At 42.2% G+C, this 15,732-nt stretch carries 15 protein-coding genes and 2 tRNA genes; 9 read left to right on the top strand and 8 right to left on the bottom strand.

The features are described 5' to 3' along the window. Window positions 1-53: 53 nt before the first annotated feature. The 6 genes from nusA to tpiA form a co-directional block, all read right to left on the bottom strand. Complete coding sequence (gene nusA, locus JMY00_RS04450; RefSeq protein ID WP_057757751.1) at window positions 54-1,538, bottom strand: transcription termination factor NusA; 1,485 nt, start codon at window positions 1,536-1,538, stop codon at window positions 54-56. Window positions 1,539-1,673: 135 nt separating this feature from the next. Then, entirely contained in the window at window positions 1,674-2,174 is a 501-nt protein-coding gene (gene rimP, locus JMY00_RS04445; protein ID WP_057757748.1) for a ribosome maturation factor RimP, read from the bottom strand. Window positions 2,175-2,628: 454 nt separating this feature from the next. Continuing rightward, window positions 2,629-2,705 (bottom strand) — tRNA-Met (locus JMY00_RS04440). Between the two features lie 123 nt (window positions 2,706-2,828). Continuing rightward, window positions 2,829-2,912: transfer RNA gene (locus JMY00_RS04435), tRNA-Leu, on the bottom strand. A gap of 141 nt (window positions 2,913-3,053) precedes the next feature. Continuing rightward, window positions 3,054-3,362, bottom strand: coding sequence for a preprotein translocase subunit SecG (secG, locus tag JMY00_RS04430; protein ID WP_021814138.1), 309 nt, complete (start codon window positions 3,360-3,362; stop codon window positions 3,054-3,056). 214 nt (window positions 3,363-3,576) lie between these two features. Continuing rightward, window positions 3,577-4,389 carry a triose-phosphate isomerase gene (gene tpiA / locus JMY00_RS04425; protein WP_201579261.1) on the bottom strand — a complete coding sequence of 271 codons (813 nt, stop codon included), beginning with the start codon at window positions 4,387-4,389 and terminating at the stop codon, window positions 3,577-3,579. A gap of 374 nt (window positions 4,390-4,763) precedes the next feature. On the opposite strand from tpiA, the gene pilB reads away from it, so the two are divergent. The 4 genes from pilB to coaE all read left to right on the top strand — a co-directional run bounded on the left by pilB (window position 4,764) and on the right by coaE (window position 9,648). Beyond that, window positions 4,764-6,479, top strand: coding sequence for a type IV-A pilus assembly ATPase PilB (gene pilB / locus JMY00_RS04420; protein ID WP_201579260.1), 1,716 nt, complete (start codon window positions 4,764-4,766; stop codon window positions 6,477-6,479). A gap of 225 nt (window positions 6,480-6,704) precedes the next feature. Then, entirely contained in the window at window positions 6,705-7,928 is a 1,224-nt protein-coding gene (locus JMY00_RS04415) for a type II secretion system F family protein (protein ID WP_201579259.1), read from the top strand. A gap of 7 nt (window positions 7,929-7,935) precedes the next feature. Beyond that, window positions 7,936-8,835, top strand: a complete 900-nt coding sequence (locus tag JMY00_RS04410; RefSeq protein WP_201579329.1) for an A24 family peptidase — start codon at window positions 7,936-7,938, stop codon at window positions 8,833-8,835. 126 nt (window positions 8,836-8,961) lie between these two features. Next, window positions 8,962-9,648, top strand: a complete 687-nt coding sequence (gene coaE / locus JMY00_RS04405) for a dephospho-CoA kinase (protein ID WP_201579258.1) — start codon at window positions 8,962-8,964, stop codon at window positions 9,646-9,648. Here the strand turns inward: coaE and rlmB are convergent. Both rlmB and JMY00_RS04395 read right to left on the bottom strand, forming a co-directional pair. Then, on the bottom strand, window positions 9,611-10,381 hold the full coding sequence (gene rlmB / locus JMY00_RS04400; RefSeq protein ID WP_102078746.1) for a 23S rRNA (guanosine(2251)-2'-O)-methyltransferase RlmB: 771 nt from the start codon (window positions 10,379-10,381) through the stop codon (window positions 9,611-9,613). The two genes, coaE and rlmB, sit on opposite strands and share 38 nt — an antisense overlap. Before the next feature lie 221 nt (window positions 10,382-10,602). After that, window positions 10,603-10,938, bottom strand: a complete 336-nt coding sequence (locus JMY00_RS04395) for a pyrimidine/purine nucleoside phosphorylase (protein WP_057757729.1) — start codon at window positions 10,936-10,938, stop codon at window positions 10,603-10,605. A gap of 728 nt (window positions 10,939-11,666) precedes the next feature. Here JMY00_RS04395 and recN point away from each other — a divergent pair. The 5 genes from recN to tusA all read left to right on the top strand — a co-directional run bounded on the left by recN (window position 11,667) and on the right by tusA (window position 15,694). Beyond that, the gene (recN, locus tag JMY00_RS04390) at window positions 11,667-13,346 is read left to right on the top strand and encodes a DNA repair protein RecN (RefSeq protein ID WP_201579257.1); all 1,680 of its coding nucleotides are present in this window, start codon (window positions 11,667-11,669) and stop codon (window positions 13,344-13,346) included. Between the two features lie 167 nt (window positions 13,347-13,513). Further along, on the top strand, window positions 13,514-14,077 hold the full coding sequence (locus JMY00_RS04385) for a YqgE/AlgH family protein (RefSeq protein ID WP_101204671.1): 564 nt from the start codon (window positions 13,514-13,516) through the stop codon (window positions 14,075-14,077). Window positions 14,078-14,127: 50 nt separating this feature from the next. Continuing rightward, window positions 14,128-14,703 carry a Holliday junction resolvase RuvX gene (gene ruvX, locus JMY00_RS04380; RefSeq protein ID WP_201579256.1) on the top strand — a complete coding sequence of 192 codons (576 nt, stop codon included), beginning with the start codon at window positions 14,128-14,130 and terminating at the stop codon, window positions 14,701-14,703. An 86-nt stretch (window positions 14,704-14,789) separates the two neighbouring features. After that, on the top strand, window positions 14,790-15,284 hold the full coding sequence (locus JMY00_RS04375) for a hypothetical protein (RefSeq protein WP_201579255.1): 495 nt from the start codon (window positions 14,790-14,792) through the stop codon (window positions 15,282-15,284). Between the two features lie 83 nt (window positions 15,285-15,367). Next, a complete protein-coding gene (tusA, locus tag JMY00_RS04370) occupies window positions 15,368-15,694 on the top strand; it encodes a sulfurtransferase TusA (protein ID WP_114701432.1) in 327 nt (108 codons plus the stop codon). Window positions 15,695-15,732 lie beyond the last annotated feature (38 nt).

Raw genomic sequence — 15,732 nt, 5'->3', positions numbered from 1 at the left:
GCGCTTTATTCTCAATAGCATATCACCAAAAGACAGCGATATGCAGTTACCGCTTATTCATCGAACCAAGATTCCCGAGCTTTCATGATGAGTTTTCCTGCAGTTTCAGAGTCTAATCCTTCGATATCTTCTAGATCGAAGACGGCTTGTTCTGCCAAGTCATCAACAGTAATAATGTCTTTTTGCGCCATTTTATAAGCCCAACTGACTGTCATACCTTCAAGCTCTTGAAGCTCTTGACTTGGCTCTTTCATGTTCTGTTGTTTGACCAGTTCATCAGCGATGACGACTTCTTTAGCACGCTCTTGAATCATATCAATCGCTTCATCGTCTAGACCTTCGATATCATAGAAAGTCTCAACTGGTACATAGGCCACTTCTTCAATACTGGTAAAACCAATATCAACCAATGCCTGTGCTAAATCTTTATCTACTTCTAGGCGCTCATAGAATAATTCAATAAACGCTTTTGATTCGTTTTGTTGACGTTGCTGATACTCTTCTTCAAGCATCATATTCAGCTTATAGCCCGTCAACTCAGACGCTAGACGTACGTTTTGACCTTGTGATCCAATAGCACGCGCCAACTGATCATTAGTGCTAAAGATAATATCTGCCGTTTGCGTATCTTCATCTAAAATGATACTGCTTACGTCAGCAGGCTCTAGAGAGCTGATGATGAACTGGGCAGGATCATCTGACCATACCACCACATCAATACGCTCACCGTCTAGCTCTTGCTGTACTGCTTGGATACGTGTACCACGCATACCAATACAAGCGCCAACTGGATCAATACGATGATCGTTAGTCTTCACGGCTATTTTAGCACGAGTACCTGGCAGACGAGCGACGTTACGAATTTCGATAATTTGTTCTGCAATCTCAGGCACTTCTTTTTGCATCAATGCTGATAGCATTTCAGGATGCGTGCGAGATAACAGTAACTGTGCTCCGCGGTTTTCACGGTTCACATGGTACAAGATAGCGTTAATACGTGATTTTGCACGGAGTTGTTCGCGTGGCAACATTTGATCACGTGACAAATAACCTTCGGCATTGTCACCCAAATCAATAATATAGCCATCACGAGTCTGTTTTTTGACTTCGCCATACATCATTTCACCAACACGTGGCTCGAAAGCGTCTGCAACTAGTGCACGCTCAGCTTCACGAATCTTTTGGATGATGACTTGTTTGGCTTGAGTAGCAGCAATACGACCAAATTCGATTGATTCAATTTGCTCTTCTTTAATATCACCAATTGACCACTCTTCTTGATCAAGATCGGTGATAGCAAGCTGACAAGCTGGCATTTCATGGTCTTCATCTGCAACCACTGTCCAGTAACGATAAGTATCGTAATCGCCAGTTGCACGGTCGATTGCTACCCGTACAGCCACTTCTGGCTGCTCGGTATATACTTTCTTCTTAGTCGATACCACTAAAGCGTCTTCAATTGCTTCAAAGATATCTTCAGGATTTAAGCCCTTTTCATTACTGACAGTTTCTACTACCGTTAAGATTTCACGACTCATGCTATACCTGTCCTATCATTTTTTAATTGACTTAAATTTTATAATTTGGGTGCTGCTATTATATAGTTGCTATAAGCCACATAAGCTATTGGAAGATAAAACTGTCTATCTATAAACAGTTACCCTAGTAAAAATCTAGGCATCTTCATAAATCAAATTGGCTTTATCAATATTACTTAATGCAATCTCAAACTGCTCGCCATCACTTGACGTCAGTTTTAAAGAGTTTTCATCAATACTATCTAAAGTACCTGTGGCTTTACGACGTTTTTGATCGCCTGTGCCGATAGCTTGAATCAGACGCAAGCTCACAGTTTGACCAACATACGCATGCATTTGCTCATCTGAGAAAAACGCACGATCAAAACCAGGTGAAGATACTTCTAAGATGTATTCACCAGCGATAGGATCATGAACTTCTAAGATACCGCTTACTTGATGGTTTACTGCCGCGCAGTCTTCAATCGTTACTTGTTTATCTTGGGCTTGCTCTTCTGGCAATGCCTCAATATAGATACGTAGTAAAGAGCGACGACCTTGTGGCGCAAACTCGATACCCCATAATGACACATCACAAGCGGCCACGGCAGGGGCAATAATATTAGTCAGTTCTGCAACTTTAGTCGAAAGCTTCATAATCTCTTTGTATTTTCCTATTCACTTATCTATCGTACTTAGTAAACCGTATTAAAGATTGACTCTTATCTATATATATAACAATCTTATGATGATAAGAATCACGGTCAGTATATAATTTTAAATCACAAATATATGATACATATTGTGCATTTATATAGGGACGAGCGTAAAAAACATCAAGCTCGGCCAAACAATGCTTTTATTATTTATAAAGCACTACTATCGATAAAAGTATGAGGAATAAAAGATAGTGTTGCTTAAGAAGCATCGTGCCGGTAGCGGCCGATGATGACCAGTGACGAGTAATATCGTACTCTATAGACTTAGAGCTTAGCATAAGTAGGATAGATACCGCGATAACACTGACCTTCAGATACAAAAAAACCCACAAACATAATGGTGGGCTAATCGGTACTGACAAATTTAGTGTACAAAACATCAGTATAAAAAGTGGTAGCGGGGGCTGGATTTGAACCAACGACCTTCGGGTTATGAGCCCGACGAGCTACCAGACTGCTCCACCCCGCATCAATCTAGAACGCATATTATAGGGAGGTTTTGTAGAAGTGTCAATACTTTTTTTAAATTAATTATAAAATAAGTATTATCTACTAAAAATCCAACCTGACGCTATGCTGCGTGTGTAAAACTTGGTGCGATTGGGGGGACTTGAACCCCCACAGCTTTCGCCACCACCCCCTCAAGATGGCGTGTCTACCATTCCACCACAATCGCATTATACTGCTCTGTCCCTATCATCCAATCTATAATCAATGATGCTTAAGGTAGGCATCTATAGAACAGGAGTTGCGAAAACAGGAAAGCATTGTAAATCTAACCTACCAAAATAGCAAGCGCTGCCTACTTAAAAGAGGCTTACTCAGGATTTTGAGTCAATGGACGAGGCGTTTGCGGTGCTGAAACTGGCGCATCTAGACGAAACTGATCTTCTGCTTGCTTACGAGCATGAACAGCAAGCGTCATACTCGTAATAAAAAATATGACCGTTAGTACTGCTGTAGCACGCGTCAAGAAATTAGCAGTGCCGGCTGCGCCAAACACGGTACCTGATGAGCCGGCACCAAAAGAAGCTCCAGCGTCTGCCCCTTTACCATGCTGTATCAGAATTAAGCCGATCATGGCAATGGCCACAATAATATGCAGGGCTAATATAAACGTAAACATGGTGGCCTCTTTTGCCGCGTAATGACGACTGATAACGGAAAATAAAACGTAAGGTTAATATAATGACACTTGACATGTTCAAATGCCAAATCGACTATATAAATAAGGCGCATTGTACACGATTGCAAGGGCAGTGTTAAACCTACTTTTACTAACCGCTAAAACCATACTGTCTATAAGCTATGATCTTGATATCTGAGCGTTATTTATTCATTTAAGCATTGGCTTGGTTAAAGGCATCGGCAATCGCTAGGAAGCTCTCTGCTTTTAACGAAGCACCGCCCACTAATGCACCATCGATCATGGCATCAGAAGCAAAGCTATTGGCATTATCAGCGTTAACACTACCGCCATACAGCACGGTAATTGTATTTGTTATATCAGCAAAGCTTGCAACCGTTTGCTTAATATACTGATGAGTCTTACTCACTTCTGCCACAGTAGGCACTTTACCTGTACCAATGGCCCATACAGGTTCATAAGCGACGAGCAGCTTTTCAGATAACGATGATGCTAAATCTGGCTGTTGAGTCAGTAAATCCTTAATAACCGAGAGTTGCTCATTGATAACGTCGAGTGTTTGACCATTGTCATACTGCTCTTGCGTTTCGCCGATGCAAAATACCACGCCTAAGTTCTGAGAAAACGCATGAGACAATTTGCTTATCAGGCATTTATGAGACTCCTTGTGATATTGACGACGCTCAGAGTGGCCAAGTAGCGTCCAAGTAGCACCTGCATCTGCTACCTGCTGTGCTGAGCAGTCACCCGTATAGGCTCCTGTACTTGCACTATAAGTACTAACGTCCTGTGCTGCGCAAAGTATTGAGCTACCTGCTAGACGCGTACTCACTGTACTTAAATGAACACAACTTGGCGCTACCATTAATTTACAGCGGTTTTTTGACGCCTGTAAGTTGGCTTGTTCTTCAGTATTAACTTTAGTCAATAAGTCGTCCAACAGTGCATTGACAGCACTGTTAGTCGCAGGATTCTGTTTCCAATTGCCAATTACCCAAGCTTGCATACTTATTTACCTTGTCTCATGTATTCATGCCAATTCGGCTAATATGCGCGTCAGTATAACAAATAATTCGTAAGTGCTATAGTAGCGTGCCACCATGAGCAGAATCACTTCTGCAAACTTATCTACAGATAATACATCAATAGACCCTTATTTTTACGAGCTAGTCGTCTAATGGTATATATAATTTTTTCAAACTAAAGTAAAGTTCTATACTACAGAGTTTATAAAATCAAATATTATTGCTGGTTCTATATATAGATATACAGGTAGATAGGATAAACAAAGCAAGACAGTTATCGACTAGCAACGACAAGTGTATAGCTTGTAATATCAAGCATTTCTACAGAATATTTTGTATCAAAGGAGAGGTTACAATGTCTATCGCAACCAGTAAGTACGGCGGTCTAGCGCAGCAACTGATTAGCGACGGTGTCGTTAGTGAAGCGAATATGAAGACGGCACAAATTGAATCGCAACAGCAGCAAATAGGATTGGTACCCTATCTAGTAGACAACAAATTGGCCGATGCTTATCAACTTGCCCAAATGCTATCCCAAGCTTTCGGCGACCCTCTATTCGATCTTGATGCATTAAACGTTGATGTTATTCCAAAAGACTTGGTTGATGAAAAAATCGTTCGTAAGTTTAATGCTTTACCACTATTTAAACGAGGACAACGACTATTTGTCGCACTAAGTGATCCCACACGCGTTGATGCCATTGATGCAATAGCCTTTAATTCTCGACTGTCGATAGAAACCATTGTTGTCGAAGAAAATAAGCTAAAGAAGCGTATTGAAAGTGTTTATGCGGATACTATGCAAAGCTTTGATAGCTTTTCTGATAGCGATCTAAACGTTGACTTCGAAAATCCTGATGAAGATACAGAAGATGGGGAAACCAAACTTAATGACGGTGTCGATGAAGCACCTGTCGTAAAGTTCGTCAATAAAATGTTGGTTGATGCTATTCGTATGGGCGCTTCTGATTTACATTTCGAGCCATACGAAAAGTCTTTCAGAGTACGATTTCGTGTCGATGGCGTCATGCAAAAAATGGCCAGCCCACCGGTTCAACTTGCGAATAAAATTGCAGCACGTCTAAAAGTCATGTCGCAAATGGATATCTCAGAACGTCGGGTACCGCAAGATGGGCGTATTAAACTAAAAATTTCTAAGAATAAAGCCATTGATTTCCGGGTAAACTCATTACCGACGTTATTCGGTGAAAAGCTTGTTTTGCGTATCCTTGATCCATCATCAGCTATGCTAGGTATTGATGCATTGGGGTATGAACCAGATCAGCAGGAAATGTTTTTAGAGGCATTACACAAACCACAAGGCATGTTGCTTATCACTGGTCCTACTGGTTCTGGTAAGACAGTATCACTTTACACTGGTATCAACATCTTGAATACTGGCGCAACCAATATCTCAACGGCTGAAGATCCAGTCGAAATTAACCTTGAAGGGATTAACCAAGTCAATGTCAATGCCAAAGTTGGTTTGACGTTTGCCAATGCGCTCAAGTCTTTTTTGCGTCAAGACCCTGATATTGTCATGGTTGGTGAGATTCGTGACCTTGAGACTGCTGAGATCGCTATTAAGGCAGCACAGACTGGACATATGGTTCTTTCTACTTTGCATACCAACTCAGCGCCTGAAACATTAACGCGTCTACGCAACATGGGCGTCGCTTCTTTTAATATTGCCACGTCAGTCAACCTAGTCATTGCTCAACGATTGGCACGACGTCTCTGTAAGAACTGTAAAAAACCTATTAACATCCCGCGTCAGAGCTTATTAGAGATTGGTTTTACCGATACTGATTTAGATAACACTGATAATATCATTTATGAACCAGTCGGCTGTAATGAATGCCGTGAAGGTTATAAAGGCCGTGTAGGTATCTATGAGGTGATGAAAGTCAGCCCTGACATTTCACGCATTATTATGGAAGATGGTAACGCAATAGATATCAAAGACGCTGCCATTAAAAACGGTTTTCGTGACCTACGTCGTTCTGGAATTTTAAAGGTGTTGCAAGGTGTCACGAGTATTCAGGAAATGATGCGAGTGACTTCTGAATAATAAGTAAATTTTATAAAATATGTACAATACGTTTTTTATTCTAACTGCTACTTATTTTGTTAAGTAATTTATAAACCTGTAACTTTCATTATCAGATACTTTTAAAAATAAAACAGATGACCACTGGTTTTTTACGCTAAAATAAAGTATGCCTGACTGGTATCTTAAGTCTGGTATTCTATTGTGAATTTACAATATATATTGGACAATTTTGAGGGTAGTAACATGGCAAAAGCTAAGACCGATATTTTGTTGGACTTTGTCTACGACGGTGTAAATCGACGCGGACAGAAAGTGAAGGGCGAAACTACCAGTCGTAGTTTAGAACTAGCAAAAGCGACCCTGCGTAAACAAGGTATCACAGTTAAAGGGATTAAGAAAAAACCAAAACCACTTTATACCTTTAAAAAAGCCATCAAAGCCATTGATATTGCCATTTTCGCTCGGCAATTAGCAACAATGATGAAAGCAGGCGTGCCATTAACACAATCTTTCGAAATTGTCGCCGACTCCCTCGACAACCCGAGTATGAAAGACTTAGTACTGCAAATAAAAGCAGATATCGAGGCAGGTGGTACGTTTGCTTCTGCGTTGCTCAAGCACCCCCGCTACTTTGACGACTTATTTTGCTCACTTGTCGAATCCGGCGAGCAATCAGGTGCACTTGAAACGATGCTCGAACGGGTCGCTACTTACAAAGAAAAAAGTGAATTACTAAAAGCAAAAATCAAAAAAGCAATGAAATATCCTATTGCTGTTATCGTAGTTGCAGTCATTGTCACTATGATTCTACTGATAAAAGTAGTACCTGTATTCTCAGAGCTATTTGGTTCATTTGGCGCAGAGCTACCGGCGTTTACTCAAATGGTGGTTAATATGTCTGAGTGGATGCAGTCATGGTGGTTTATTGTAGTAATTACTATTGGTGCTATTATTGTTTGCTTTTCAGAATCAAAAAAACGCTCCAAAAAGTTCCGTGACTTTTTAGACCGCGCTATATTAAAAGCCCCAATATTTGGCAATATTGCTTATCAGGCTGTTATTGCTCGTTTCGCTCGTACATTGTCTACGACATTTGCTGCTGGTGTCCCACTTATTGAAGCCTTAGATTCTACTGCCGGTGCTACCAATAATGTCGTATTTTACAATGCTACCCAGCAAATCAAAAATGATGTATCTACTGGTCAGCAATTACAATTTTCCATACGTTCGACCAACTTATTTCCAAGTCTGGCTATTCAAATGGTTGGTATTGGCGAAGAGTCTGGTAGCTTAGAAGAAATGCTAGATAAAGTCGCTGTCTACTACGAGAATGAAGTTGATAATGCGGTTGATGGTCTGACTAGCTTGATGGAGCCGTTAATTATGGCAGTATTAGGCGTGTTAGTTGGTGGCCTAGTCATCGCAATGTACTTACCAATCTTCCAGATGGGCTCAGTAGTAGGATAATTATTTGATGCAATTTATACAGTTACTACAAGAGAACAGTACCCTAGCTTTATTCGTATTTGGCCTATTAGGTCTTTGTGTTGGCAGTTTTCTAAATGTTGTGATTCATCGCATACCGCTGATGATGGTGTATGGGTGGAGACAAGAGTGTAGCCAGTTTATGTCTGAACAGGCAGATATGCCACGCGAGCATACGCTACCCATAGCAAATATTGTCGCTACTGACCAACCAATTACTTTAAGTCGACCTGCCTCACGCTGTCCTCATTGCGCACATAAAATTAAGTGGTATAAAAATATCCCTTTAATAAGTTGGCTGTTATTACGTGGACGCTGTTCAAGCTGCAAAGCGGCTATCGGTCTGCGTTATCCTCTCGTTGAGCTAGTAACTGCCATCCTATCCGTATTAGTAATATATAAGTTTGGGGTAAATGCTACAGGTTTGTCCGCATTGGTTTTAGTATGGACACTGATAGCTCTAACAGGTATCGACTTTGATACGCAGCTACTACCTGATCGCCTGACCTTTCCATTAGCAGGCTTAGGGTTGGCGGTAAACTCACAAAGCTGGTTCGTCTCACCAACACAATCCATATGGGGATTACTACTTGGGTTTTTATCGCTATGGATAGTAGTCAAGGTATTCTATTTAATCACTAAAAAACATGGAATGGGTCAAGGGGATTTTAAACTACTAGCAGTGTTAGGTGCTTGGCTCGGACCTATGATGTTACCCTTAATCATCCTACTATCGTCTTTACTTGGCTCTATCGTTGGATTGATCTTGATGAAAAAACAGGGTGAAAGTCGACCTTTTGCTTTCGGGCCTTATATCGCTATTGCAGGTATTGTTGCCTTATTATACGGCTCAGATATTGTCAGTTGGTATCTTGGTATGTATGTCTAATAACTGATAGCGTACACTAGATTATTGTAGTAAATTTTCGGCAGTGACCCATGAACGAAACCTTAAAAGGCCGATTGTGAGTTCAAAACTGCATTCATTGTTCTATCTGTCAGATAAGCCATTATTATGTCAAAAAATACATCGCAATTTTATTCACACCAGCCACAAACCACGCAACCAAAAAATAAGAAGCTCGTAGTCGGTTTGACGGGTGGTATCGGTAGTGGTAAATCTGCCGCTAGTGCTTGGTTTTCTGAGCAAGGGATCGATATTATCGATGCCGATGTGATCGCTCATGAGATCGTTACTAAAGGCAGCGATACTCTGCGCAAAATCCAAAAAAGATTCGGTGATTGGGTGTTAAATGGTGATGGGTCAATGGATAGGGCTGCTGTACGTACACACGTATTTGCAAATCCTGAAGCGCTGATTGAGCTTGAGGCTATCACGCATCCAGCAATACGTGAGACAGCAAAAGCACAGCTAGATGCTAGTACTTCACCGTATATAATCTTGTCTGCGCCTCTACTTATAGAGGCGGCAGAGGCAGGACTGGCCAATCTATGTCAACGTATTTTGGTCATGGATGCGACCGAAGATACGCAGCTTGCGCGTGCCAGTCAGCGTGATGATCAAAGCATACAAAAGATTAAAGCCATTATGACCAATCAGCTGAGTCGTGAAGAGCGTAATCGTCATGCAGACAATGTCATACTCAATGAGAGCGACCTTGCCTCTCTATATCTACAGTTAGAACCCTTGCACCAAGAGTATCTTACGCTTGCCCAGCAGCTAAAGTTCGCTGGCGATTAACCTCGTACAACGCCATGCCAGTAGCAACACTCACATTTAGGCTCTGTAGATTACCATGCTCGTTTCCTGACATTGGAATATAAACCAACTCATCACAGCTCTCCATTGTCAGGCGACGCATACCCTCTCCTTCTGAACCCATAATAATAGCGGTCTTGCCAGTTAGGTCAGCGGCATGTATTGGCTTAGCCTCTTCACTAAGTGCCGTACCAAATACGAAAACGCCTGCATTTTTGATTTGCGACAACGTGCGTGCCAAGTTCGTAACGCTGACAATCGGCATCATCTCTGCTGCGCCAACTGATACTTTAGCGACTGTTGGCGTTAGGCTCGCTGCATGGTGTTTTGGACAAACCACTGCATCCACACCCATAGCCACTGCGGTACGTAGGCAGGCGCCAAAGTTATGTGCATCAGTAATTTGATCTAGTACCAACAATAAGCATTGTTCACGGCCAATAATAGTATCAAGCAAACCTTCATCAGCGAAACCTAACGGACGAGCATTGAGCACCACGCCTTGATGCTGCGGACTGCCACATAATTGCGTTAGCTTGTCTTTTTGGGTTGGTTGAATACTAATGCCGTTTGCTTCCGCTTCGGCCATGATAGCTTGTACATGACTGTCACTCTCACGCCCTTGCTGCACAAACAAGCTAAGGCCATCAAGAGGACGATGTTCAAGTAACGCATCAATGGCATGAATGCCGTAAAAATAAATGGGTTTTGCCATAATAGGCCTACTAAATATAAAGTGGATATCGCACTAGGCGACGGAATAAAAGAGGGTAACGTCGGCTTTAAATGTCATAGCTCATTGATGATGAGAGAACAGTAAACCAAACGTCAAAAAAGAAATAAACAATACCAATCCGATATTGTTTATTTTCTCGAAACACTAATGTGTGATAGAACAGGCGCTAGAATGAAAGCTCGAGCGCCCTATTAATAATATCAGCCTTCTAGATGACAGACATATTGAACAATCTCTTCAGTACGTAGGTTAAAACCGCTATTGCCTTCAACGACAAATGATTGACCGGCACGGTAGTAGCTGAATTCATCATCACCATTGATCTTCACTTCACACTCACCACTAGTGATTTCGATACGCTCAGAAGTATTAGTGCTAAAGTGATAATGCTCAACCAAGTTGTCACAAGGTAAGATCACGCCTAGCGTTTTATGACGACCATCCTCAAACATAATGGTATGGCTTGAGCAGCGACCATCATAAGATACTGTCGCTTGGGCATTAACTGTTACGTTAGTAAATTGCGCCGCTGTCATAGTGGCTTCCTTATCAAATAATTATGGTAAAACTAAAAAATAAGTAACTGGTTACCGCTAGAGCCGCGTCATCAACACACCTCTCTGCACTGAGTGCGGTATCCTTCTCTACTAGATATCTGCGTGCTAAGAGTAGCCACAGGTTCTATGAAAACGCTTTGGAATAATGACTGATTGGCATACTCTTCTCACTATACGCCTGTAATTTTACAAAATCATGACTCGTTATCATGCACCGTATGTCATCAATATAACAAGAAGAGTTTATCATTATGTGAGATTATGCTACCACATTATATCTATAAAGTTTGTTAAAGCGACTAGGAAAATGCTGTTTGATGCGAATCTTAAACTTACTTACTCACCTTTTTTTGAGTCAGCACCTGATCACTACAATTGGGCTATTTTTATAAGTTTAATTCGCAACCATGCTTAGTATACAAGCATCATTTTGACAGGCTTAATCACCTTAATGATTGATATTGTGAATATTATGATGATGACTCATAGCCAGTCTTTGACATTTTTATGGTAATCTTCCAACAATAAAATCTATTATATATCGCTTGAAAGTTTGTATTTAAGCGCGTTTAACACCATACTATTTGCCTATAATATTTATCTCATTAACACGGTTAAATGAATAATTTCATTCCCTTATCTACCCTATTTTATATATGGCTTCTTAAGATGTATATGAAGTCTATTGTCTGTCATGAGAGGCGTTGATGCTAGTATCATTAACTTTACATCAGTTTGCGTTGATCGCTCAGCATGAGCTGAGTGTGGCTGAAGGCTTCAATGTCATCACGGGTGAGACCGGTGCTGGCAAGTCATTATTATTGGATGCGCTGTCTTTATGTGTTGGTGAGCGCGCAGACAGTGCGATGGTCAGACACGGGGCGGCGCAAGCCGATATTTATGCGCAGTTTGACGTAGAAAACAATACCGTCATCGCTGATTGGTTTGCCAAAAATGATAGACCATTAGAAGAACCTGAAGTCCTCATTCGTCGTCAGCTCAGCAATACCGGACGCTCAAAAGCGTGGTTAAATGGCACGCCTGTCAGCTTGGCGGAGCTCAAGAGCTTAGGTGCATTGTTAGTTAATATCCATAGTCAGCACGCTCAGCAAGCGCTCCTCAAGCCGCAGTTTGTGGTGCAATGGCTCGACGAGATGGCACAAATCACGCCATTAGCCATACAAACCGCCAGTAGCTATCAAGCTTACCAGCAGCTCAAACGCCATGCTGACGATATTGCGAGCCGTGAGGCTCAACGTCAAGATCGTATTCAACTTTTACAAAGCCAACTGGCAGACATCACCCCTCTATTGGCTGTGGACTATGCAGAAGTTGAATCTGAGCACGAGGAGCTCTCTAATATTGAAGCCTTAATGCAAGAGGCCAGCCATGGCTTGCATCTGCTCGACAACGATACCGATGAGCCAGATGTAATGACCTTGCTCGGGCAAGTAATCAAACTCTGCGACAATCAAGTAAGCGTCAGTCAAACGTTTGAACAAGCTTCTGAACAGCTCCATCTAGCACAGCAGCAAATCACTGAAGTGACTGCCCTGCTATCAGATTATGCTGAACAGCAGCTACCTGATCCTGAACGCTTACAGACATTAGACAACCTAATCAGCTTAGGTCATCGCTTATCACGTAAGCATAGCTTGCCAACGAGCGACTTAATCGATGAAGCAAAGGGGTGGGAAGCGCAATTAGAGCAGTTAGAAAACGAGCCAAGTAGCGATGCGATGGCGGCACAAATTGAACAAGCTTGGCAAGACTATCTTGCATTCGCCGCTCAGCTAAATAAAGAGCGCTCGAAAGCCGCGCCGATCGTCAGCAAACAATTAATGCAGCAACTACAACCGCTCGCGCTACCCAATGCCCGCTGCGAGTTTGTCTTTACCAAAAAAGCCGATGCCAGCCAATATAGTGCGCAAGGTTGCTATGATATCGATTTATTATTTAGCGCCAACGTCGGTATGCCTATGCAGCCATTACATAAGATTGCCTCAGGCGGTGAGCTGTCACGAATGGCACTGGTGATGCAAGTGCTGCAAGCGACCAATGCCGATAATAATGCCGCTAAGCCGATGCTAGTATTTGATGAAGTCGATGTTGGTATCAGTGGCGGTACTGCGCAAGTGGTCGGTGAGCTGCTACGCTCACTTGGGCAAACACAGCAATTGCTAGCCATCACACACCAAGCACAAGTCGCAGCGCAAGCGCATCAACATATCTTGGTACAAAAGCACCATCAAGAACAGACCGAAAGCGAGCTACTCATACTGACCAACAGTGCACAAGTAGACGAGCTAGCGCGTATGTCTGGTGGTGTCATTATTACCGATGTCACGCGCGATCATGCCCGCAGCTTATTATCCGATGTTAAATAACGCTCTACCTGACCTATCTAACGTTAAATAAACGTTCGTTTTCATCAAAACGGATGGTTATCTGAGTCTGTATGATGGTCAGTAGCAATTAGTGCGAATCTTGCTTTTCTGTTGATTATCACCATATAGTAGTCTTTCACCCTTATTATTAGGTTGCATTTGTTTCTATGTCTAAAACCAATTTGACCCATCATTTTTTGATTGCAGCACCAGAGCTGTCAGACCCAAGGTTTGAGCAGGCACTTATATATATTTGCCGTCATGACAAGCATGGTGCACTAGGTCTGATGGTCAATCGTCCGCTCGAGCAATCTCGCGTAGGTAAGCTGCTAGAAGATTTAGATATTGAAGTGACCAATCCGCAGGTGATGGAAGATGTGGCATTAGAGGGCGGCCCTATGTATCCTGAGGTCGGCTTTGTGCTGCATACTGGTCAGCCAGAATGGGCGTCTTCTTTTGCTATTTCAGAGAACGTTTGCATCACGACTAGCCAAGATATTCTAAAGCGTATTGCCGCAGGGCAAGGTGTTGGTCACTATCAGCTGTGTCTAGGACATGCCAGCTGGGGCAAAAAACAGCTAGACCAAGAGCTCAGTAATGGTGATTGGTTAGTCTGCCCCGCTGATCTGAACTTATTATTTGATACACCGTTTGAAGAACGCTGGCAAATTGCAGCCGACAAAATCGGAGTCAACTTTGACTACCTTAGTAGTGACATAGGTCATGCGTAATATCATACGCTCTGCGAATTTAGATAAAAACATAAAGGACACCCATTACTATGGTAGATAGCACTTTGACAGCCAGTAGCACAGACGCTATAGATAATGACATTGATATTGATACTCTGGATAACGATAGCAATATCACTGCTGAAACTATTGAGCCAGAAGTAAAGCCACATCTTATTTTGGCGCTAGACTACGGCGTCAAAAAGATGGGTATGGCGCTCGGTAATACCATCACACAGACGGCACGTGCCTTTGACATTTTGGCAATGAATAACGGCCAGCCAGATTGGGACAACTTAATTGGTATCATCAAAGTCTGGGGCGTGGCGCAAGTCGTGGTTGGTCTACCGCTTAATATGGATGGCACTAGCTCCATGCTTTCAAAACGAGCGCACAAATTCGCTCGTCGTCTGGCCCATAGAGTGATGGAGCAACATCTGCCAGTGACCGTATCACTGTGTGATGAGCGGCTGACTTCAATCGAAGCAAGAGAAATCGCATGGGACAATGGTTGGATCAAAAACGAACGCGACCCAATCGATGATATCTCCGCTTGTATTCTGATGTCGACCTATTTTGCTGATCCTAATAGCAGTATCGCTATCGATGCAATCAAAGCAGAATAAAGCAGCCAAATAGGTAAAAGACACGTGTGCGGCTATAATGTTACTTCGATACATCATACCTCTCAACGGATAAATGACTGATTACTATGACCACTGTCTCAGACCAATCTTCGCAACATAAGTCACAGCATGGTTTTGCTCCACTTGCTATTGCCCGTATTAAAGGCGCACAGCGTGCCAACCAAATAGCGATTTATCTCATTTATGCGGCTATTTTTGCATTTGTGGTCTTTGGCACGATTGCTAGTATCAAAGCCTTCCATGATAACCAGCTGCTTTATCAATTATTTTATAATTTACCCTACGCCCTCGTAGCCCTCACGATACCCATTACTATTTATGATGCATTGGTCGTTTATCGCTATCGCTTAAATCAACCGTCGATGATTGCCATGAGTCTTGGCGTATCGACCATTATATTGGTTGGTGGATTAATTTTTGCCGATACTGCATGGTTAGGACTATCTTGTTGGCTGGGCGTGGCATTTTTATTTAAAGTAAGTTTTAAGCGATTTTTTAGCTTTTTAGAAGTAGCTGATGTACCTGATGCCGACGAAGAGGCTGAAAGTACTGAAGCATAGACGATCGACAAAGTACGCCACGATAAGTACTTAAGCAAACTACTTACCCTCAAACTCACTTATTTAGCGTTACGATAATGACTATGACCACTTCGATACCAGATACGCCTATCCACCATCACTTAGATACTCAAGGACTGATCTGTCCTGAGCCCGTCATGATGCTACATCGCGTCATTCGCAAAGCAGATGGCGGTGAAGTGATTGAAATATTGGCGACAGATCCTGCTACTACGCGCGATATTCCAAATTTCTGTCGTCATTTGGGTCATGAGCTAATCGGTCAAGAAACATTGGCTGAAAACGTGAGCTTAGACGCTGATCCTGATGAAATCACCATCGATAGCGATGATGATACGCCTGCGAGCGTAACACTGTATCGCTATCTGGTTAAGAAAAAAATGGCATGATAGGTTTGGCATTATTTTAATAATTATCTGTCATCGCT

Source organism: Psychrobacter sp. Pi2-52 (assembly GCF_904846705.1).
Taxonomy (GTDB): Bacteria; Pseudomonadota; Gammaproteobacteria; order Pseudomonadales; family Moraxellaceae; genus Psychrobacter.
Note: the sequence above shows the minus strand (reverse complement) of the source record. Positions and strands in the feature narration are given on the sequence as shown.

Excerpts from the sequence above, each read along its gene's own strand:
- nusA (WP_057757751.1), bottom strand. The coding sequence starts at position 1,538 with ATGAGTCGTGAAATCTTAACGGTAGTAGAAACTGTCAGTAATGAAAAG.
- rimP (WP_057757748.1), bottom strand. The coding sequence starts at position 2,174 with ATGAAGCTTTCGACTAAAGTTGCAGAACTGACTAATATTATTGCCCCT.
- secG (WP_021814138.1), bottom strand. The coding sequence starts at position 3,362 with ATGTTTACGTTTATATTAGCCCTGCATATTATTGTGGCCATTGCCATG.
- tpiA (WP_201579261.1), bottom strand. The coding sequence starts at position 4,389 with ATGCAAGCTTGGGTAATTGGCAATTGGAAACAGAATCCTGCGACTAAC.
- pilB (WP_201579260.1), top strand. The coding sequence starts at position 4,764 with ATGTCTATCGCAACCAGTAAGTACGGCGGTCTAGCGCAGCAACTGATT.
- JMY00_RS04415 (WP_201579259.1), top strand. The coding sequence starts at position 6,705 with ATGGCAAAAGCTAAGACCGATATTTTGTTGGACTTTGTCTACGACGGT.
- JMY00_RS04410 (WP_201579329.1), top strand. The coding sequence starts at position 7,936 with ATGCAATTTATACAGTTACTACAAGAGAACAGTACCCTAGCTTTATTC.
- coaE (WP_201579258.1), top strand. The coding sequence starts at position 8,962 with ATGTCAAAAAATACATCGCAATTTTATTCACACCAGCCACAAACCACG.
- rlmB (WP_102078746.1), bottom strand. The coding sequence starts at position 10,381 with ATGGCAAAACCCATTTATTTTTACGGCATTCATGCCATTGATGCGTTA.
- JMY00_RS04395 (WP_057757729.1), bottom strand. The coding sequence starts at position 10,938 with ATGACAGCGGCGCAATTTACTAACGTAACAGTTAATGCCCAAGCGACA.
- recN (WP_201579257.1), top strand. The coding sequence starts at position 11,667 with ATGCTAGTATCATTAACTTTACATCAGTTTGCGTTGATCGCTCAGCAT.
- JMY00_RS04385 (WP_101204671.1), top strand. The coding sequence starts at position 13,514 with ATGTCTAAAACCAATTTGACCCATCATTTTTTGATTGCAGCACCAGAG.
- ruvX (WP_201579256.1), top strand. The coding sequence starts at position 14,128 with ATGGTAGATAGCACTTTGACAGCCAGTAGCACAGACGCTATAGATAAT.
- JMY00_RS04375 (WP_201579255.1), top strand. The coding sequence starts at position 14,790 with ATGACCACTGTCTCAGACCAATCTTCGCAACATAAGTCACAGCATGGT.
- tusA (WP_114701432.1), top strand. The coding sequence starts at position 15,368 with ATGACCACTTCGATACCAGATACGCCTATCCACCATCACTTAGATACT.